22 protein-coding genes and 1 pseudogene are annotated in these 19,270 nt (G+C 32.4%); 8 read left to right on the forward strand and 15 right to left on the reverse strand.

Going from position 1 to position 19,270, the window contains the following annotated elements; translation table 11 throughout:
• Positions 1 to 98 precede the first annotated feature (98 nt).
• From CQ058_RS01390 to catA, 4 genes are all read right to left on the reverse strand, one after another.
• The gene (locus CQ058_RS01390; protein ID WP_002168410.1) at positions 99 to 611 is read right to left on the reverse strand and encodes a GNAT family N-acetyltransferase; all 513 of its coding nucleotides are present in this window, start codon (positions 609 to 611) and stop codon (positions 99 to 101) included.
• A gap of 186 nt (positions 612 to 797) precedes the next feature.
• Complete coding sequence (locus CQ058_RS01395) at positions 798 to 1,742, reverse strand: GNAT family N-acetyltransferase (RefSeq protein WP_176112605.1); 945 nt, start codon at positions 1,740 to 1,742, stop codon at positions 798 to 800.
• Between the two features lie 37 nt (positions 1,743 to 1,779).
• Complete coding sequence (locus CQ058_RS01400; RefSeq protein WP_002127332.1) at positions 1,780 to 2,304, reverse strand: GNAT family N-acetyltransferase; 525 nt, start codon at positions 2,302 to 2,304, stop codon at positions 1,780 to 1,782.
• A gap of 224 nt (positions 2,305 to 2,528) precedes the next feature.
• The gene (gene catA / locus CQ058_RS01405) at positions 2,529 to 3,179 is read right to left on the reverse strand and encodes a type A chloramphenicol O-acetyltransferase (RefSeq protein WP_002189569.1); all 651 of its coding nucleotides are present in this window, start codon (positions 3,177 to 3,179) and stop codon (positions 2,529 to 2,531) included.
• Between the two features lie 201 nt (positions 3,180 to 3,380).
• On the opposite strand from catA, the gene CQ058_RS01410 reads away from it, so the two are divergent.
• On the forward strand, positions 3,381 to 3,563 hold the full coding sequence (locus tag CQ058_RS01410; protein WP_002012828.1) for a DUF4021 domain-containing protein: 183 nt from the start codon (positions 3,381 to 3,383) through the stop codon (positions 3,561 to 3,563).
• A gap of 48 nt (positions 3,564 to 3,611) precedes the next feature.
• Here the strand turns inward: CQ058_RS01410 and CQ058_RS01415 are convergent, their stop codons facing one another.
• Positions 3,612 to 5,843: an MMPL family transporter gene (locus tag CQ058_RS01415; protein ID WP_002189567.1), complete on the reverse strand. Its 2,232-nt coding sequence runs from the start codon at positions 5,841 to 5,843 to the stop codon at positions 3,612 to 3,614.
• A gap of 122 nt (positions 5,844 to 5,965) precedes the next feature.
• On the opposite strand from CQ058_RS01415, the gene CQ058_RS01420 reads away from it, so the two are divergent.
• On the forward strand, positions 5,966 to 6,589 hold the full coding sequence (locus tag CQ058_RS01420; RefSeq protein WP_002127328.1) for a TetR/AcrR family transcriptional regulator: 624 nt from the start codon (positions 5,966 to 5,968) through the stop codon (positions 6,587 to 6,589).
• A gap of 126 nt (positions 6,590 to 6,715) precedes the next feature.
• On the opposite strand, the gene CQ058_RS01425 is transcribed toward CQ058_RS01420, so the two are convergent.
• Complete coding sequence (locus CQ058_RS01425) at positions 6,716 to 7,369, reverse strand: MBL fold metallo-hydrolase (protein ID WP_002012823.1); 654 nt, start codon at positions 7,367 to 7,369, stop codon at positions 6,716 to 6,718.
• Between the two features lie 82 nt (positions 7,370 to 7,451).
• Positions 7,452 to 7,844 carry a GNAT family N-acetyltransferase gene (locus tag CQ058_RS01430; protein ID WP_002189565.1) on the reverse strand — a complete coding sequence of 131 codons (393 nt, stop codon included), beginning with the start codon at positions 7,842 to 7,844 and terminating at the stop codon, positions 7,452 to 7,454.
• Between the two features lie 673 nt (positions 7,845 to 8,517).
• Between CQ058_RS01430 and CQ058_RS01440 the strand changes: the two genes are divergently transcribed.
• Together CQ058_RS01440 and CQ058_RS01445 are read left to right on the forward strand one after the other, a co-directional pair.
• Positions 8,518 to 8,958 (forward strand): MarR family winged helix-turn-helix transcriptional regulator, encoded by a 441-nt coding sequence (locus CQ058_RS01440; RefSeq protein ID WP_002189564.1) that lies wholly within the window; start codon positions 8,518 to 8,520, stop codon positions 8,956 to 8,958.
• Between the two features lie 45 nt (positions 8,959 to 9,003).
• Positions 9,004 to 9,825 carry a class I SAM-dependent methyltransferase gene (locus CQ058_RS01445; RefSeq protein WP_002189563.1) on the forward strand — a complete coding sequence of 274 codons (822 nt, stop codon included), beginning with the start codon at positions 9,004 to 9,006 and terminating at the stop codon, positions 9,823 to 9,825.
• A 376-nt stretch (positions 9,826 to 10,201) separates the two neighbouring features.
• Here the strand turns inward: CQ058_RS01445 and CQ058_RS01450 are convergent, their stop codons facing one another.
• The 6 genes and pseudogenes from CQ058_RS01450 to CQ058_RS32195 form a co-directional block, all read right to left on the reverse strand.
• Positions 10,202 to 10,705 carry a GNAT family N-acetyltransferase gene (locus tag CQ058_RS01450; RefSeq protein ID WP_002012819.1) on the reverse strand — a complete coding sequence of 168 codons (504 nt, stop codon included), beginning with the start codon at positions 10,703 to 10,705 and terminating at the stop codon, positions 10,202 to 10,204.
• A gap of 205 nt (positions 10,706 to 10,910) precedes the next feature.
• Positions 10,911 to 11,330 (reverse strand): DMT family transporter, encoded by a 420-nt coding sequence (locus CQ058_RS01455; protein ID WP_002192921.1) that lies wholly within the window; start codon positions 11,328 to 11,330, stop codon positions 10,911 to 10,913.
• A 19-nt stretch (positions 11,331 to 11,349) separates the two neighbouring features.
• Positions 11,350 to 12,031 (reverse strand): annotated as a pseudogene (locus CQ058_RS01460) (Crp/Fnr family transcriptional regulator).
• 18 nt (positions 12,032 to 12,049) lie between these two features.
• A complete protein-coding gene (locus CQ058_RS01465; RefSeq protein WP_002127319.1) occupies positions 12,050 to 12,475 on the reverse strand; it encodes a DMT family transporter in 426 nt (141 codons plus the stop codon).
• 181 nt (positions 12,476 to 12,656) lie between these two features.
• The gene (locus CQ058_RS01470; protein WP_229180808.1) at positions 12,657 to 13,106 is read right to left on the reverse strand and encodes a DUF2798 domain-containing protein; all 450 of its coding nucleotides are present in this window, start codon (positions 13,104 to 13,106) and stop codon (positions 12,657 to 12,659) included.
• Positions 13,024 to 13,260 (reverse strand): hypothetical protein, encoded by a 237-nt coding sequence (locus CQ058_RS32195; protein WP_232301881.1) that lies wholly within the window; start codon positions 13,258 to 13,260, stop codon positions 13,024 to 13,026. The genes CQ058_RS01470 and CQ058_RS32195 overlap by 83 nt, the downstream gene beginning before the upstream one ends.
• Before the next feature lie 111 nt (positions 13,261 to 13,371).
• Here CQ058_RS32195 and CQ058_RS01475 point away from each other — a divergent pair, with 111 nt between their 5' ends.
• The 3 genes from CQ058_RS01475 to CQ058_RS01485 all read left to right on the forward strand — a co-directional run bounded on the left by CQ058_RS01475 (position 13,372) and on the right by CQ058_RS01485 (position 15,736).
• Positions 13,372 to 13,974 (forward strand): DUF2441 domain-containing protein, encoded by a 603-nt coding sequence (locus tag CQ058_RS01475; RefSeq protein ID WP_002185893.1) that lies wholly within the window; start codon positions 13,372 to 13,374, stop codon positions 13,972 to 13,974.
• A 33-nt stretch (positions 13,975 to 14,007) separates the two neighbouring features.
• Complete coding sequence (locus tag CQ058_RS01480; RefSeq protein WP_002189555.1) at positions 14,008 to 14,949, forward strand: nucleoside hydrolase; 942 nt, start codon at positions 14,008 to 14,010, stop codon at positions 14,947 to 14,949.
• 136 nt (positions 14,950 to 15,085) lie between these two features.
• Positions 15,086 to 15,736, forward strand: a complete 651-nt coding sequence (locus CQ058_RS01485) for an SMI1/KNR4 family protein (protein WP_033728062.1) — start codon at positions 15,086 to 15,088, stop codon at positions 15,734 to 15,736.
• A 97-nt stretch (positions 15,737 to 15,833) separates the two neighbouring features.
• On the opposite strand, the gene CQ058_RS01490 is transcribed toward CQ058_RS01485, so the two are convergent.
• Positions 15,834 to 16,700: an MBL fold metallo-hydrolase gene (locus CQ058_RS01490; RefSeq protein WP_002189553.1), complete on the reverse strand. Its 867-nt coding sequence runs from the start codon at positions 16,698 to 16,700 to the stop codon at positions 15,834 to 15,836.
• Between the two features lie 383 nt (positions 16,701 to 17,083).
• Entirely contained in the window at positions 17,084 to 18,397 is a 1,314-nt protein-coding gene (locus tag CQ058_RS01495; protein WP_105589397.1) for a hemolysin family protein, read from the reverse strand.
• 525 nt (positions 18,398 to 18,922) lie between these two features.
• Between CQ058_RS01495 and CQ058_RS01500 the strand changes: the two genes are divergently transcribed.
• A complete protein-coding gene (locus CQ058_RS01500) occupies positions 18,923 to 19,270 on the forward strand; it encodes an ArsR/SmtB family transcription factor (RefSeq protein ID WP_002109853.1) in 348 nt (115 codons plus the stop codon).

Here is a 19,270-nt window from a genome sequence, read left to right on the forward strand (position 1 = left end):
TAAAAGTTGCTCTTTATTTTTAATAAACTAAAAAAGCATGGTGTCCTTTTGCCATACTTTTTTCAAAACAAATCGATATTTCTGTTCAATTTACACCCCTATTTATTATGTACAATCAAACCATTTGGTCTAAAACGACTCATCATGATTTCGTTAACAAAATTCCCATGAGCCTTCAAATTCCCAACCTTTACACCCTCTTCGATAAATCCAAATTTTTCATATAATACTTTGGCTCTAGGATTCGTTTCTAATACACCAAGTTCCACTCGTTCTAACATTAGCCAATTATCAGCTAAATCAAGCATTTTTGTAAGAAGTGCTTTTCCAATTCCTTTATTGTGATACTCACTATCTACTCCGATGAATAAATCACCCGAGTGAGATCTTCGCCCTGGACTTTGGGTTAAACCGACAAATCCAACAACTTCTCCATCATATTCTGCTACAAATTCAAATTGATTCTGTGCTAAATTTCGAATTCTATTCTCCATTGCATCTACACGCATACTAGGTAAGAAAACCATATAAGGTAAAACATCATCTTGTATGCATATACGATGAATTGCTCTAGCATCTTGTATTTCTACTGCTCTAACGTTAATCTCCATCTTTCTCCCCTCCATTCAAATATTCATATTCTAATATCCCATATTAAAATCCTGCCAACCCTTATTTCTTTGTGTTATTTTTATATAATTATTTCGATATAATATTCGCTTTTTGAACATCATCTCTTATATTCCCTCTCGTTCAAAATGAAAAAATCACTTAGAATATGCTAAGTGATTTTTTATTTAATTTTTCACCCTATTATACAACTCAAGCAGTTCTTCTACTGAAATACCATTTATTTTCATACCGGTAATATCACAATTTTCTATTTCAATATTTTTCAGATTACTACTACGTATTGTAGTACTTTCCAAATCACATCTATCAAATGAAATAGGATCTTTATCCTCTCCAAGGCTTGTATCTCTAAATTGAACTCCACCTAAAGTCACAAAATTAAATTTACTGCCAGAAATATTTAAATCTGCATATGAGGAATTTCTAAAATTAATATTTCTAAAGGTTGATTGACTTATATTACAATTACTCATATTCATATGCATTATATTACTACCAACAAATGCACTATTTTTTAAATTTACTTGATAATATTCTGTATTAACCAAATTACAGTTTTCGTATTGACCATTTTTCATATCTTTATTTTTAATTAGGTTCTCTCCAACTGCATCTACATTTTTTCTTTTTACATAGCAATACTCATCTTCAGATTTAAAAATTATTTCATAGTCCATTTTTTTATAAAAATGATGATTATTAATTTGTCTACTAGATGTTTCAAGATCCCAAATCCTTATGTTCGGAAATTTTTCTTCTATTAACTTAATAACCCGCGATCCAATTCCTTTTCCTTGAAGAAAAGGCTCTACAAAAATACGATCGATTCTTCCGTACGATTTACCAGAGATCGTAACTATAATTCCCCCGATTACTTTTTCATCCATTATCACTTTGTAAGTATCCAATTCTTCAATTGAATATTTCATCATTTCAACTGAAGAATATCCTGGCGGTTGAATGTTATAATCAATTACATCACCTTGGCCGTATAACCATCGCTTTGCTTCTTCATCAAATGTTCTTTTCATTATTTCTGTTAACTTTTCAGCATCTAAAATTGTAGCTTTTTCTATAGATATTATTGTCATTTTTGTTTTCCCCTTCATTGTTATAAACCGATAACTTTTGTGAACGATATAGTTATTAATTTACTTTTGTCTTTAATATTTTTCCCATTATTGCATATGGGGCATCACTTTTACTTGGGTGAAATGGCTCTAATACATCCACCCAATCCAATCTTTTATATAAAGAACGCGCTTTTTCATTGTTTATTTGTGTTGTTAAAATACTCGTTCTATTTGAAATCCCTTCTAATAGTTCATTATGTAATTTCATTCCAAGACCTTCATTTCGATATTGTGGGTGAACTGCTAACTCTACAAATTCAAAACAATCTTGTAACCATTCGTCTGCTTGTTCTAGATTTAACGCTTCTCTCATTAATTGATTATAGTACTGCCCTTCTAATGAGCGATAACCATAAGTAAAACCAACTACCTCATTTTCATCATTTATTGCTACTATACCTTTAAAATCTGCATATTCTATATGTCTTTTCATTCTCTCAATCATTTCAGTAAAATTTGTTTTCTCAAATGCTTTACAATACAATTTTGCCATATTATTAATTAGGATTTCATCTTTTTCAATACGTATGAATTTCACTTTACCTTCCCCCTATTAAAACATTTGAACCCTTAAATAATTATAAAATAAAGAAATTTAAAACTAATCACTCTCTTTACTATTAAACTACAAATCAACCTATATTTTCCACTGTTACTTAATATGAATGAATAAAAAGAAGAGAACATGTAATATACATATGTTCTCTTCTTTTTATTTTAACGCTTATTCATTTTCAATTTTATATAATTAATAATTAGATATTACTTAAGCCACTCGTTACAAGTATTAGCTAGCTCCTGTAAATCCTCTATAAATCGACTCGCATGATATCCATCACAAACCGCATGATGTACTTGCAATGAAACAGGTAGCATAACCCTGCTTCCATCATTGAAATATTTCCCACAAGTAATAATTGGTAATAAAGAATCACCATCATTATTAATATTTAAATTAAATCCTGTAAAACTAGTCCAAGGTATACCAGAAATCGGAAAAATATTTGGCGGAATATTTTCTTTCGTGAAGAAACCATGAACATTAGCATAACATCTCATATCCTCTTCATAGTTTTTATAGAAAATGTGGAAATCGCTAGAATAATCCGTCCATATACTTGAAAAAGATTTATCATCTTTATGAAAGATTGTATAACTAGGTATCATTTCCTCCCAATACCCTAAAACTCCTTCATCATTAAAACATGTTCGAAATTCTGTATGTTTATTTATCACTCTAGAAATTACATAAATAGAAGTCGGATAAAATTTAATTTCCTTTTGATGTATTTCCTCTAGCATCATCGTAATATCAACATTCGCTGTCATACTAAACGAACACTTTAATTTTAAATAATGTTCAAAATACTGCTCTCTATTCCAATTTTCTCTGTCAATTACATGAAACTTCATTTTAATAGCCTCCTAAAATTTTATTTTTATTTTAGAAGGCTAACTTTCTTGTTTTCACCACACTTGTTCACTCCTTACAGTTTAAATTTAATACTAAGCTTTTTATTTAACTATATAACATCTGCAGAAATTCGTTCACATATTTCTGGAAATCCATCCACATACTATTAATAAATCAAATGACGTTTGGAGGATTCAAACATGAATGACAAAAATGTAAATAAAAAAGAAAATGTTATCGAAAACACTACATCTATTCAAAATAATAATACTGCAAATCTTAATATCGAAGAACAAGCAATGAACGGCTTATATGGAATGCCCGAAACAACCATTGAAGATGCTGATCACGTTGTAACTGATGATTTGACTTCAAAAAATTAATGAACTACATAGAAAAGAGCCAAGGAAAATATCCTTGGCTCTTCTCTATTATATATCCAATTTTTTTACTTTTTCTCTCTTTTCAGAAAGTTTCCCTGGCCAAAAAGCAAAGCGGCCTAAAACGACTGTAATCGCAGGTACAAGCAGTGGTCTTACAATAAATGTATCTAGCAATACACCGATTGCTGTCACAATACCGAATTGAACTAAAACTTGAATTGGCAATGTACCTAATACTGCAAATGTTCCTGCTAAAATTAAACCTGCGGATGTAATTACACTACCTGTTTGTATAACACCATTTTTAACTGATTCTAAATGATTTTGTTTCTTTTTATTCTTCCATATTTCTGAAACCATAAAGATATTATAATCTTCCCCTAAGGCAACTAAAAATACGAATGCATATAACGGTATCGCACCTTGTATCGCGGGAGCTCCCATACCGAAATGCAGTAAAATCCAGCCTGCTCCTAATGCAGAGAAGAAAGATAAAACGACAGTTACAATTAAGTAAATCATCGCAACGATTGAACGTAAATACACGAGTAAAAGTAAAGCGATGATACTAATCATAACCGGAATAATAACCGCTTCATCCCGTTCAGTAATTTGCTTTGTATCATATAAGGAAGCTGTTTCTCCGCCAATCCATAAATGATTCTCAGCTTGACTAATTCCTTCATCTTTTAATACCTTTTCTACACTATTTTTCAATTTAGGGATTTGATCTAATGCTTCAATTGAGTATGGGTTTTCCACTAAAGAAACTTCATACATTTGCAATTGATTATTTTCTTTTCCCTTCATTGGCTCTTTCACTTTATTAACAAAAGATAATTTCTCTATTTCTTGTTTAATAGGTAAATCTTTTCCCTTTGAATCAACTACAATCTTTACTGGCGCTAATTCTCCAGCTGAAAAATGATCCGTAATTAATGTAAATCCTTCGCGTGATGGCATATCTTTCGGGAATGATTCTAATAAGTCGTACGTGTATTGAATACGCGGTACAAATGAAGCCAAGCCTCCTAATAAAAATACGGTTAGCATAATAATTGTCCACGGTTTACGTACAACAATATCCCCAAGTTTTTGACTAAAGAACCCTTTAGTATTTTTTACTTTTACTACTTTCTTTTTCTTTCTTGCAAACTCTTCATTCATTTCAGCTGTTCTCGGTATGAACGGGAAAAATGCAACTCTACCGAAAATTAATAATAATGCTGGAAGAATCGTTAAAGCAGCGATTCCCATAATGAAAACAGCCACACTAAATGGAACTGCGAATCGATGAAAAGCTCCATAATGAGCAAGTAATAACGTTCCTAACCCTAATACTACAGTAAGTGCACTCATTATAATTGCTCCACCTGATGCTTTTATCGCAAGTTGCAATGCTTTATACTTACTTTCTTCTTCTAGCAAGTACTCTTTATATCTTGAAATAAGAAATAAACAATAGTCCGTTCCTGCTCCAAACAGTAAGACAGTCATAATCGATATAGCCTGTGCATCTACTTTAATCCATCCATTGTCTGCTAAAAAGCCCAGTGTCGGACTGATAATTCCGTATGCAAAACCAACAACGAGTAAAGGTAAAATTGCTAAAATTGGTGAACGGTACAGTAAAATTAATAAAACCAATACTAGTAGTACAGTAGCAACTAATAATTTCACATCAGCTTGACTAAATAAACTTACCGCATCCGTTTGAATACCTACAGGTCCAGATAATCGAACATGTAAACCAGAGTCGGTAATTTTTTGTTTGAACGGATCTTCATCCACTTTACTATTCACTATTTTTCGTAACTCTTCTAAATTACCTTTTAATATATCCGTTCCAGCAGATTTATTAAAAAATATTGGTGTGACAAATGATGTACCATCTTTTGATCCACTTTTTGATAATACTTGCTCTGGAATTGTATCAAATGGTGGTAACAATGATTGTTCTTTTAAAGGGTCCGTTTTTAACTCTTTATAAACGTCCTGTATTAATTTGTAGTCTTTTGTCTCTAATCCACCATCCCGATGCCATACAACTAACAACGGGTTTCCTGCATTATTAGGAAATTCTTTTTTCATAAGTGCTTCAGCTTGCTGTGACATAGCTGTTTCAGGTAAATTTTTCGGATTCGGTTCTTTCGTACTGTTTACTTGTGGTAACGTAAATGAAAGTACTAATGTAATAAGAATCCATACCGATAAAGTTATCCATTGCGTATTCTTCCCTGCTACAAGCCTCCCTAACATATGTAACGGGTGCTTTTTCATAAAACCCCACCTTCCTTTTTTCCTCCAATATTAATTATATATACTGGTCGGTTAATTAATCAAGAATGATTAAAAAATTATGTTATAATTATCTCAATAATAAATGTCAGGAGCGAATGTATTTGGATCAAAAACAACGTCCTCTCGGAAGGCCTCGTCAAAATAAAAATACAAAGTCTACAAAAGAAATCATTTTAGAAGTTGCAACTAGGTTATTTCTCACTCAAAGTTATCAAGTTGTTTCAATGGATGAGGTCGCGAAAGAATGTGGAGTTACAAAAGCAACTGTCTACTATTACTACTCAACAAAAGCTGATCTATTTACCGCTACTATGATTCAAATGATGGTGCGCATAAGAGAAAATATGGATCAAATACTCTCTACGAATAAAACTTTGGAAGAAAGATTATTGAACTTTGCTACAGTATACTTACACGCAACGATGGATATTGATATGAATAATTTTATGAAAGATGCAAAACTTTCTTTATCTGAAGAGCAATTAAAGGAATTAAAAAATGCCGAGGATAACATGTATGAAGTGTTGGAAAAAGCGCTAGATAACGCAATTCTCCTTGGAGAAATTCCTAAAGGAAATCCTAAATTTGCTGCCCATGCTTTCGTCGCTTTATTATCAATCGGGAATTTTAAAGATGAGAATCACAATCCTACTCTTGCAAATATAGATGAATTAGCAAAAGAAATCGTTTCGTTTTATTGGAATGGATTAAGTCATCAAAATTAAATTGATTATATTTAATAAAGAGCACATTTGAAATTCCTTCAAACATGCTCTTTATTAATTTAAGGGTTTTATTTATATACTAGCAATTAAATTATACTTTAGCACTGATTAACAAAAAATTCTTATCTATAGCTCTTGAATTTGTGCATTTATATTCCCCTTACTTAATCCACCATGGTAACAAACTACAGAATCAATTTCTAGATTTAAATACTTCTTCAAAGAATTTTGCGCTTCTTTTATATCCAAAGTAGTTGGGGCATGAATTCCACCTAAAATTCCGTTTACGCTATACATTGAATCCCCAGCGATAAGAGTTTTACTTTGTCTCAAATATAAACTAATATGACCAGGAGTGTGCCCTGGGGTATGAATAATAAGAATACCACCGCAATATGGAAGTTCTTGACCGTCAACCAAAGTATCATCCACTTTTCCTTTCGGAGGATTCTGTACTTGTGCATCCTTCAACAAAGGTAACTCCCCCTCGATATACGGCTTATCTAGATCGTGAGCATAGACTTTTATATTACTTCCACAGTTTTGTAATAGTTCAGGAAGACTACCTATATGATCTATATCTTGATGCGTCAAAATCACGGCTTTTAGTTTATCAAACGATACTCCAACCTTCCCCATCTCTATTCGTATATCTTCAATTTGTCCAGGAAATCCAGTATCTATTAAAACTGCCATTTCATCATCCCATAAAAGAATTGGGTGAATAATATACTCTTGAAATTCAAGATGTAACATCTCTACCCCTTTAGCAATCTCCATAACATTATTTTCCTTTATAACGAAATTTTTGAAATCTAAAAATTGGCCTGATAAACAAGTAATTCTAAATTACAAAGCCCCGCTATCGTTTAATATGTTTCGTCATACCAATCGAAAATCCCTCAAATCCAATTGATTCATAGTAAGATTTTAAATCTTCAACACACATAAGTTGTGGAATAACTCGTTTTTGTTCACAGTGCCGGATTAATCGTTCCACTATTTCCTTTCCAACACCCATGGACTGATACTCTGGCATTACACATACACCGCAAATAATGCCTGATATTACTCGTCCCATCCCAATTAATTGTTGCTCTTTAAAAGCATATATCACATACCAACTTTGTTTACACATTTGCTCTAACTCATTAACCGATAATTCAAGAGAATTCCATCCTAAAGATTCATACATAGTTAATAATTCATTGAAATCTTTAGGGGGTTCAATTGTATACTTTAAAATAGTTTTCATGTAAATACTCCCTATTATCCTTTTTGTTTTTATGCCAAAAAATTTTTGACCGTCGTTAAACTAACTAGAACAATACTTCAATAAGAAAAAATGAAACTCCTTCTCTTTAAAAACATAAGGAACTTAATAAGATTGGTACCATATATATTTCTCTATTTAATATTTGTTTAATATATCAACTAATGGTGAGTATAAAATATATACATTTCAACCATCACCAAATACTGAATCTAAATTACAATTATAAGAAAAAGAAGGTATCTCATCTTTGTGAGATACCTTCTTTAATATCAATCTATCATTATATTATCAACCGAAAATCATACAGCTACATACGATAAGAACAAACAAAACTAATAAACTATTTGAGAAATAACCCATAGAATACTACCCCTTTATTTCATTATGTAAAAGATTTTACCATAAAATTATTTACAGCATAATATCTGAAAAAGACATTAGCTTCATTAGTTTTTTATGTATAAAGTAATATTTTATAATCTTTCTACTCACCGCTCATAAAAAACTTTAACTTTTCCTCTACTGCATCTCTCACGATTTAAATAACATTGATATTAGTAAATAAACAATTACTAATATCAATGTTATTATTTGATTTTAAGTAAAAATAGTAATAAAATAATTACTAAATTGATAAAGGACACGAAAAATAATGACTAATAAAGAATTAATAAACGAATACATGAATTTATTATTAAATATGTCAGGTACTTTCAAATTATTATCAGAGAAATCCACTGAATTTACACATTTAGAGCAACACATAATTGAGTATATTGCCCAGCAAAAAGTCGCTGTAAATTTAAAAATGATTGCTAGTTATTTAAACATACCTAAACAACAATTAAGTGTAACCGTTCGTAATTTAGAGCAAAACGGATACATTGTAAAAAAACAAGATACAGTAGATAAACGAGCTGTTTTAATTTCCTTAACAGATAAAGCTGAAAAAGTACATTATGAAAGATGGAAACAAATTTATAATAATTTCACTAATAATCTTGAAAAACTCAGTGAAGAAGATCAACGTGATTTAACTTACGGACTGTATAAAACAAATAAAATGCTATCAAAAATGCTAAATAACGACTAATCATATATATATGATATTTTTTTATTATTAAATGGAGGACGTTTCATGGTTAAAGAAATAGATTTACAATCAGTTCAAAGTACTATGCTTATTCCACTATGGGGACGAGCATATGGTAGTGAGAAAAACAAGGATATTTTAGATGATACGGAAGCTATTCGGATTATTAAAGAATGCGACTTTGATTTCTCTAAAATAGCAGATACATTTGGCGAATATGGATGTATCACTTACATTACCCGTGCAAGAAAAATAGACGATACTATTAAACAATTTATTAGAAAACATCCGAATGCTACTATAGTAAATATCGGTTCTGGACTAGACACTACTTTTTCAAGAATTGATAACGGTACCCTACAGTGGTATAACCTTGATTTGCCTGATGCGATCGCTTTCCGCAAAACATTAATTGAAGATACACCACGAAATATAAGCATTGCCAAATCATTTTTTGACACTTCTTGGTTCAACGATATAAAATATGATCCAAAAGACAGTATTCTTTTTATATCAGCAGGTGTGTTTTATTACTTTAAAGAAGAAGAACTGAAGGAGATATTTGTCGCTATGGCAAAACGTTTTCCTGGAGGAGAGTTATATTTTGATGCCGAATCAAAGTTCGCACTGACACTTTCGAATGCTACTGTAAAAAAATCTGGTAATAACGGCGCTATGATGTATTTTTACGTAAATAATCCAAAGACAATAGAAAAGTGGTCTTCTAACATAAAAATATTAAGCTGCTCCCCTTTCTTTAAACATATACCTACAAATAAAGATTGGGATGGAAGTACACGAATTATGATGCGGATTGTAAATTTAATAAAGATGTTGAAGTTCGTTCATATACGGTTTGAAAAATGATAAATCTATAGCTTATATATTAATCATATATAAAAGAAGACCTCGATTTTATTAAATTCATATAATAATCTATAGGATAGTTAGTCCATTATGAGGGCTAACTATCCTTTTTTATTTACATAATGAATGAAATAAGTAAACAATAAATATTTAGTTTAATCAGTATAATAAAGATATATAACTTGAAACGTTCGATTGGTTTTTGGGGGAGGGCATAGCCTCGGTGCGAAGGCAACACTCCGCTTTCGAGGACATGCTTCAGTTATAGTTTGTCACTATTTGAATTATAAATCAGTTATTTTATCTTTATCTGGATTCTTGCCCAAACTAATGACCTCTTCTCCTTTTCAATAGTTTCGAGTTAGGTCCGGGATTTCTAAAGGTCGCGTACGTTCCAAACAATCTCACCGCGCTCGTCCCACGTACTGTGATGCCTCTTAAATCCTATCTTTTCTAACACCCGGAAGGACGCAACATTCCAAGCGCCTACAGTCGACCAAAGTCTGTGGCGCCCCGTAGCAATCGCAGCGTCCAGCACAACAGATGCTGCCTCAGTCGCATAGCCTTTGCCATGAGCACTGCGGAACAACTCGTATGCGATCTCCGGCTCTTCCAGTGTGGAACGACCGATAATCAAGCCACAGTATCCGATGAAATCACCTTCGTCTCGTCGGCGAATAGTGAGAAGGGAAATGCCATTTTCGCCTGCTCTCTTACGCATCTCTATAAGCATGCTACGAACGGCGTCAAGGGTTGGCATATCCACACCACGTTCGCCAATTAATTTTCTCATCCAGACTGAATCGGATTCCTCCCACATACTCAGATCAAGTCGTTCAGTTTTCAGCTGGAACTCCATAGCTTTAAATAAAGCTGTCATAGTGGAAACCTCCTAGTTATGTCACTGCACTCATAATATAATGTACACCATCTTCCAACATGTACTGAATCACTTATTTTCTCTCCTTATCGCTCATTTACTACCACCTAAATGTATATGTTCTAATTATTAACACCTTTTTCCTTTAAATTCTTTAGGCCCTATCCTCATTTATAGTAATAGCTTTCTTATTCGAAAAAAATTTTTAAAAAATTCCTACCCCTACAATTAATAGACCTATACCAATTAATTTATTTATTTGTATAGGTACTCTCTCCATTCCAAACAATCCAAATGTATCAACACATAATGCAACAACTAATTGAGTAATAAGGCTAATGAGCACCGTATAAGCTGGACCTAAACTCTTTATTGCACCCATTATACAAATAATTAATCCGATACCAAACAATCCACTTATATAAAATAAATAATTTGCAGTATAAAAGTTAACGCTTATACTTTTCTCTGTAATGATATGAAATAAAACAGAACTTATGAGACCTATTCCAAGAACACATGCAGTTGTTAACCACTGTCCTACAATTTCATTCACTTTCGTATTAAAAACAGATTGTAAGCTAATTAATATTCCAGCTAATATAGCTAAACTAAATCCAATCATAACCCTTCTCTCCCTTTCATTACTCATATATATTATCTTTAGTAACTTCCTTCATTCTAGAAAAATCTTTAATTACAATAACTCCATTATTCTTTTCAATTAATTTTTCACTATAAAATTTTTGTAAAACTCGAATTACATGCCTATAACTTACACCTATAAAATCTGTAATACTTGATACAGAAGTTGAATCTAAATCCTCTTTATACATATTCCCATTACTATCCGTTGAAATCGAAAGTAAATAACTAGCTACACGTACTTCTACCGGATAAAGTAAATTTAGAGCTGTAAAACGAGTCGATATTTTTAACGTGTTCGCAATGTTTTCAAGCAAGAACTTCATAAATATAGGATCATGTAATAACTTATTTCTAATAACTGTATTAGAAATGGAGATTGCTACAACATCTGAACAAGCTTCAACAACATTATGTGCTTTGCTATTTTGTATTAATTCAATATCACCAACAATTGATAAAGCGAAGGATTAGTTTCTTTCCTTCTGGTGTAATCGTGTAAACTTTTACTTTTCCTTTAATAACAAAATATAAACGATGAATTTCATCATCTTTATCGCAAATAAGCTTGCCTTTTTCAAAATGATTTACTTGAAAATTGTCAGTACTTATTCCTGAAAAAATTTCAAGTATATTATAAGCTTTCAAATATTGAATAATTAAGTCTGATTTATTATCCACTTACAGTCCCTTCTTTCCTTACATATTAAACACAAAAATACCTAAAATCATTACTATTGTCCCCACAATATGGTATCTCTCCATTTGTATCTTTTTTATATGAAATAATCCTTTCATTTCAATAACAGTAGCTGTTAATAATTGAGCAACCATAAGTGTTCCAGCTGTTAATGTAACTCCCATTGAATATATTGCCATTGTTTCCGCACAAATAATCAACCCACCAAGTGCGCCAGCTGCTAAATATACTTTTTTTACACCCTTTAAATCCGTTACTTTCTCTTCTTTCTTTAACAAAAATATAGTTGTTGCAATAAGAAACCCAATTAAATGCGTCATAATACTCGTCGACCATATACCGATATCTGAACTAAGTTTCGCATTAAACGTACCTTGAAGTGTAATGAATACTCCTCCAAAAACTGAAAGTAAAATACCTTTCAAAAAAATCATCTCCTAATCTTCTATCTATGATTTAATTAAAAGCTACAATACTACAACGACAAAAGGACAAATGTCACATCAATATGAAAATAATTAGTAATGTACACGAAAAAACACATCTCAAAATATGTGAGATGTGTTTAAAATACTTCATCCGTATATAATATTTTAGTAATTAAAACTATGCTACATTAACAGCTTTATTCTTCAAAACAAACTTTCCAAATAAGAAACGTACAAGAGGTCCCATTATTATTAATTGAAGTGGGTACGCCATAATGAAATTTTTAATGAAAATCGAGAAATAAATTGAAGCGAATGAGTCACCATGTAACCCATTATGTAAATACATCATAGCCATTCCGTAAAATGACATAAAGAATACCATTCCGATTACCATTGTTGTTGCCATCGCAATAATCATGTTTACTTTTTTTGATTTATCAAATGGTAATGCAAATACAATCTTTTTCGCACACGGTCCTACGATACATATTTCAATTAATAGCGCAATAATAAATCCAATTATTAGTTCTAATGCGATCTCCTTAATATGAATTGGCCCTCCTGCTCCATTCATTAATAAATTGTAAAACGTCATAACGATAACCATCCCGAGGCACATCATCATACCAAATTGGAGGTTTTCCTTTCTTGTTGTTGGCAATTTTCATCATCCCTTCTCTTTGAGTCTTTGTCATTATATCGATATTGGAAACTCCTTCGTAAGTGAACATTTTGTGAACATTTTTAAAGCGTTTACGTGCATTTCTTCCACTCTTCACTCCAATCCTCCCACTCTATAACTTTTTACTTACAAAGGTTTTATATATTTTGATGTTGAATTATTAAATTTAATATTGAATTATATGATAATTACTACTAGGAGGATAACCATGAATAAAGCAGAATTTTACGCATATCACATCGTTACAAGGAAAACAATGAGTATCGGAAAAATCATTCACTTTGACAAAAATCAAACTAATACCCTCTATCACTTCTTTTTTGAAAGAGAACAATTAAATTCTAATGATGAAGACTCCATTCAAATTTTAAAAAGGCATTATATCAATGAAGAATTACATATAAATAATGAAGATGCTAAAGTAGTTCTGAATTATATAGATCAAACAATTAGAGCAGTTAGAGAAACGATTGTGGAAATGGTTAGGCTGCAAGAATTTCCTGAATACCCGTCAAGGTTGTCTTGCTTATATGCTGCCAAAAGCTATGAAGATGCTTTGAAATGGAAAGCTTTATTTGATTCTTATAATCGAGATGTTTTACAGATTGTTAAACTACGAGTGATCGGTAGTTCTTTTGAAGGTGACGGAAATCTTTTACCGAAAGAAGATGGTATTCCTTTCGCTCAAAAAATGGAACAAGCTAGAGAGTATTGGAAAGGAAACGTTAGAAATGAACTTCCTGAGTTACTGATTAATGGGAGAATTGAAGTGGTGGAAATTATTGATGATTTTTCATCAATCAAAATTTAATTCCTGGTTAAATATTAAAGAATGGAGATTAAAATGATGAAAAAAGTGTACTTCAATCATGATGGTGGTGTAGATGATTTAATATCACTATTTTTACTACTCCAGATGGAAAATGTAGAACTTACAGGTGTTTCAGTTATTCCTGCAGATTGTTATTTAGAACCAGCAATGTCTGCCAGTCGTAAAATTATAGATCGCTTCGGCAAAAATAATATTGAGGTAGCAGCGTCCAACTCTCGTGGAAAAAACCCATTTCCAAAAGAATGGCGGATGCATGCATTTTATGTAGATGCTTTACCAATTTTAAATGAGTTTGGGAAAGTTGTTACACCTGCATCAAAAAAACCTGCACATCATCATTTAATAGAGACTCTCCTACAAACTGAGGAGAAAACTACTTTGTTATTTACCGGCCCTCTTACCGACCTTGCCCGCGCATTATATGAAGCGCCTGTAATCGAAGAAAAAATTGAACGTCTCGTTTGGATGGGCGGCACATTTCTTACTGCAGGAAATGTTCATGAACCTGAACACGATGGAACAGCCGAATGGAATTCATTTTGGGATCCCGAGGCAGTAGCTCGCGTATGGGCAGCAAAAATAAAAGTTGATTTAGTTACGCTAGAAAGCACAAACCAGGTTCCGCTGACATTAGACGTACGCAAACGCTGGGCAAAAGACCGTAAATATATTGGTGTCGATTTCCTTGGTCAATGTTATGCGATGGTCCCCCCTCTCGTTCACTTTTCAACTAACTCTACCTACTATTTGTGGGATGTATTAACTGCTGCGTTTGTTGGGAAAGCTGATCTTGCAAAAACAAAAACGATTATTAGTATCGTTCATACATACGGACCCAGCCAAGGACGTACAGTGGAAACTGCTAACGGAAGACCAGTAAATGTCATTTATGATGTAAAACGTGATGCATTCTTTAAATATATTACTGAATTAGCTAAAAAAGCTGCTACTTGAAACCTCAATTTTACGAAAAATAACTTTTAAGATTACAATACATATATTCTGAGAAATCACTCCTAAAAGTTAGAAACCCAAACGAAAAGTATATTAAGAATGATATACTTTAATTAATATAACATGGGGTGATATGATGGATTACGAGTTACTAAAAGAAAGAATAGAAATAATAACTTCTAGAATTAAAGAAATAGGCGGTGAAGTTCAAGAAGTTTGTATAGATGAACCATCTTCTCTTGAAAAGATAATCCAAGTGGAAAAAAAACTTGGTGTTAAATTACCAAATAGTTTCAAAAAAGTACTTTTAGAGTTCTCAGGAAATTTTAGCTTACGCTGGTTTTTACCTGACGATATGGAGCTACCAAATGAATTTCGTGAAATTTTTTGCGGAACACCCCACTGGAGTTTAGAAAGTCTTTCTGAGTTTGAAAAAGAACGAAAAGACTGGATTGACACGGTTTTTCCAAATCCTGAAGATGAATATGATATAGTGTGGCATAATAAATTAGCATTTTGTGAAGTGGGCAATGGGGATTATTTAGCATTTGATATGCAAGATAATATAGATGCTCCGATAATTTACCTAAGTCACGAGGATGGAGAAGGACATGGATATAAGATTGCGAATAATTTCATTGAATTCATTGATAATTGGTCAAGAATAGCTTTTGTAGGATGCGAGGATTGGCAGTGGTTACCGTTCACAACCAGTCTTGAAAGTGGTGTAAACCCAGATGATGAGCCAGCAAAAAAATTTAGAAATTGGTTGGGACTAAATATTTAATTATTAAAAAGAGTATTGAATTAACTTTCAATACTCTTTTTGTACAGTTTAATTATATTCAAATCAGAATAAGCTTCAATCTGGTTTGAGTTAGGTTTTACAGATTAACCATTTCATAACCATTTACAAAGTACGTTATTGTTTCTAGCTCATCTTCATTTAATTCTCTATCTAGTTCTTGTTTATATGCTGCCTTTATCTTCTCTTCATCGCCTTTATGAGTTTCCGTATAAGTTCCTACTGTTTTTAATAAACGAATCTCTCGCAAAAATTCATTTCGATCTATAGCTTCCCCATGTGAAAGAATATAGGTCTCGGCATCAAATTTCTCTAACTCTTGTATCAGTTTAAACGTTCGTTTCGTCGTATAGTTCCACTTAGAAGAAAAAATATCTGCATAAATACAATCTCCTAAAAATAAAATCTTTTCTTCTTTAATATAAATGACAACAGAGTCATGTGAATGGTTCCCGCCCACATGCTCTAACACACATGTCACATCACCAAGGTCTAATTCAAGTTGTTTCTGAAAGGTTAAGGACGGCGGAAGAATTTGAATATTTCTTGGTTTTTCACTGAACTCTTTTTTTATACAGTCCGCACAAAATTCAATTTCTGTACCCTCTTTCACTCGTGCGTCCAATGCCTCATCCGACCACTCATAAGAAACAAGTGTGTTCATCTCTTTTTTTGTTTCAAAATGTGCGATAGACAATGCATTTTGTAATACAGGCAATCCAAAAATATGATCCCAGTGCCAATGCGTTAATGCTACAAAATCAGGATTTGAGATATTTTTCTCTTTTAGCATTTCTAAAAACAATTGTGTATGTGCTTCTGAATTACCTGCATCTATCATCAAAGTCTTTTCTTTTCCAACTACCATTCCTAAGATAGGTCTATCAGTCTCGGAAACAGGTGTCATATACCAAAATGCGTTTCCTATTTTTTTAATTTGCTGCATAACTATTGCCTCCATTTTATGACTGCGTAAAAATTTCCAGCCGAGAATTTCCTTTATTTTGATTACTAGTAAATAACAATGTCAGAAATGAAATCATTCTACATTTTTTATTATCTAGTGAAATACAAATACTAATTTTGATAAAGGCATCCTTTCTCAACATTTGTTACTTTTAATCAATTTTACGCTACGAATTTACATTTAAATTATATTACAATCTGTATAAATGAGATACAGTTTACAATATCGAAGGAGTGTTGAACCTTGAATACAAAGGAAACAATCATTCCCTATTTCGGTAATGTGTTAACAGATAAAGAGTTGATTAATCAATGAATTTAATGAGGAAGGCTACCATGTTATCAGCTGAATAAAAGCAGCAACTATACAGTTGCTGCTTCCAACATTTCTTTTTGTATTTCAACACGTTTGATTTGGTGAGGATCTTTAGAAAGAATTTTAAATGCATATCCTTCGCTATTTACTGTTTGCCCTTCCTGGATATCGTAATTCTGCATCAGAATCCAACCACCAATCGTGTCAACATCACTATCATTCATATGTAATCCTAGTAAATCATTTAATTCACTAATTAATACTTTACCTTCTACGACAACATGACCTTCCTTCATTTGTTGGATGGGAGGACGCTCATCTTCATCGTATTCATCACGGATTTCTCCTACAATCTCTTCCAGAATATCCTCAATGGTTACAATACCAGCCGTACCGCCGTATTCATCATATAACACAGCCAACGGAATACGTTTCTTTTGCATTTGTAGTAAAAGATTATGTATTGGTATGGTCTCAATTACTTCAATTACTGGACGCGTATACGATTGAATAGAACTGAATTCTTTTGCTTCCTTATTCATATAACGGATAAAGAAATCTTTCACATTCACCATACCAATGATTTCATCTTTATCTTCCCCAAATACTGGGTAACGTGTGTACTTTTCATCACGGATTATTTTCATATGGTCTGCTAAAGAATTATCTACATGTAGCCCTATGATTTCTGTACGAGGGACCATGATTTCTTTCGCAATACGATTATCAAATTCAAAAATATTATTTACATATTTGTATTCAGCTTGATTAATTTCTCCACGTTCATAACTTTCAGAAAGAATCAATCGTAATTCTTCTTCTGTATGTGCTACATCATGCTCTGATGCAGATTTTAAGCCGAACATTCCTGTTATCATCCTTGCAGAGCCATTTAACAAGCGAATAAACGGATACATGATTTTGTAGAACCAGATAAGCGGAGCCGAAAGTAATAAAGTAACCTTCTCAGCCTTTTGAATCGCAAATGTTTTTGGTGCTAACTCACCAACTACAACATGTAAGTACGTCATTATAGTAAAAGCAATTCCTAAAGATAATACACCTGCAATAGAAGGATTAATGTTCCACTTATCAAATAAAGGATGTAAAAGTCTCTCAATCGTTGGTTCACCTAGTGCCCCGAGGCCCATTGCTGTAACTGTAATCCCTAATTGACAAGCTGACAAATATTCATCCAAGTTTGATGTCACTTTCTTAGCTGCCAGCGCACCCTTCTTTCCTTCTAATACAAATTGATCAATCTTTGATCCTCTTACTTTTACAATAGCAAACTCAATTGCCACGAAAAATGCAGTACATGCGATTAAAACCGCTACCATGATTAAATTAAATATGTCCAACTAATTCCCTTAGCTTCCTTGAAACTAAAGGATTCACCTCCTGATATATTTTCTCTTTCCATACCTACAATTTCATACACATTAACATGAGATTGTATACAATCTACATTCTCAAAATGATGAGGGGTACTCTGAGAAAATCGAGGTCATTTAGCCACCTATCCGAGTCAACATCTGAGTCCAATATATTTCCACCGCCTTGATTAAATTATCTATATGTTAGCATGAGAAATAAATCCCAGTCAATGTTTACATTTGAAATACCCTGAAAATTAAACAAAGAACTTCTCTCCCCTGTTTCCTAAAATTTCTTAATGCGTGCACCAAACACTATAACATACCCTTCGCTTCCACTAACTATATTATTTTTTATTCATTATTTACATTCCTTCTCACAGCAAAAAACAAAGCTCAGTAATTTTTATCAGACTTTTCGAAAACATTTTGACACACATATTAGCCAATGCTAATATGAATAAAGAATAAACATATTAGTTATTACTAATACGAATGGAGAGGATACGATTGTGTAACTCAAATGACTTAGATATAAAAGCCAAATTTATTCGAGGCTTTGCTGATAAAACTAGACTTCAGATTCTTCAATGTATGTTAGATGGTGAAAAAACGGTATCCGAAATTGTAGAAATCACTAAAGGAAATCAGTCAAATATCTCACAACACCTAAACTGTTTAAAAGGATGCGGCATCATCCTAGGTAGACAAGAAGGAAAGTATGTCTACTATTCTTTACGCAGTACACAAATTGAACAGTTACTTACAATGTTCGATGTTGTCTTTCATGAGGTGCAAAATGAAGTAGCATCATGTGATAAAAACGATGGTTGTTTATCTCAAAAAGGAGAGAACTGA

This window comes from Bacillus sp. MYb56 (assembly GCF_002976445.1).
GTDB lineage: Bacteria > Bacillota > Bacilli > Bacillales > Bacillaceae_G > Bacillus_A > Bacillus_A mycoides.

Coding starts and splice junctions, on each gene's coding strand:
- CQ058_RS01485 (WP_033728062.1), top strand. CDS start 15,086: ATGGATTACGAGTTACTAAAAGAAAGAATAGAAATAATAACTTCTAGA.
- CQ058_RS01445 (WP_002189563.1), top strand. CDS start 9,004: ATGGTTAAAGAAATAGATTTACAATCAGTTCAAAGTACTATGCTTATT.
- CQ058_RS01455 (WP_002192921.1), bottom strand. CDS start 11,330: ATGATTGGATTTAGTTTAGCTATATTAGCTGGAATATTAATTAGCTTA.
- CQ058_RS01410 (WP_002012828.1), top strand. CDS start 3,381: ATGAATGACAAAAATGTAAATAAAAAAGAAAATGTTATCGAAAACACT.
- CQ058_RS01415 (WP_002189567.1), bottom strand. CDS start 5,843: ATGAAAAAGCACCCGTTACATATGTTAGGGAGGCTTGTAGCAGGGAAG.
- CQ058_RS01440 (WP_002189564.1), top strand. CDS start 8,518: ATGACTAATAAAGAATTAATAAACGAATACATGAATTTATTATTAAAT.
- catA (WP_002189569.1), bottom strand. CDS start 3,179: ATGAAGTTTCATGTAATTGACAGAGAAAATTGGAATAGAGAGCAGTAT.
- CQ058_RS01475 (WP_002185893.1), top strand. CDS start 13,372: ATGAATAAAGCAGAATTTTACGCATATCACATCGTTACAAGGAAAACA.
- CQ058_RS01480 (WP_002189555.1), top strand. CDS start 14,008: ATGATGAAAAAAGTGTACTTCAATCATGATGGTGGTGTAGATGATTTA.
- CQ058_RS01450 (WP_002012819.1), bottom strand. CDS start 10,705: ATGACAGCTTTATTTAAAGCTATGGAGTTCCAGCTGAAAACTGAACGA.
- CQ058_RS01390 (WP_002168410.1), bottom strand. CDS start 611: ATGGAGATTAACGTTAGAGCAGTAGAAATACAAGATGCTAGAGCAATT.
- CQ058_RS01470 (WP_229180808.1), bottom strand. CDS start 13,106: ATGATGATGTGCCTCGGGATGGTTATCGTTATGACGTTTTACAATTTA.
- CQ058_RS01430 (WP_002189565.1), bottom strand. CDS start 7,844: ATGAAAACTATTTTAAAGTATACAATTGAACCCCCTAAAGATTTCAAT.
- CQ058_RS01490 (WP_002189553.1), bottom strand. CDS start 16,700: ATGCAGCAAATTAAAAAAATAGGAAACGCATTTTGGTATATGACACCT.
- CQ058_RS01395 (WP_176112605.1), bottom strand. CDS start 1,742: ATGAAGGGGAAAACAAAAATGACAATAATATCTATAGAAAAAGCTACA.
- CQ058_RS01425 (WP_002012823.1), bottom strand. CDS start 7,369: ATGGAGATTGCTAAAGGGGTAGAGATGTTACATCTTGAATTTCAAGAG.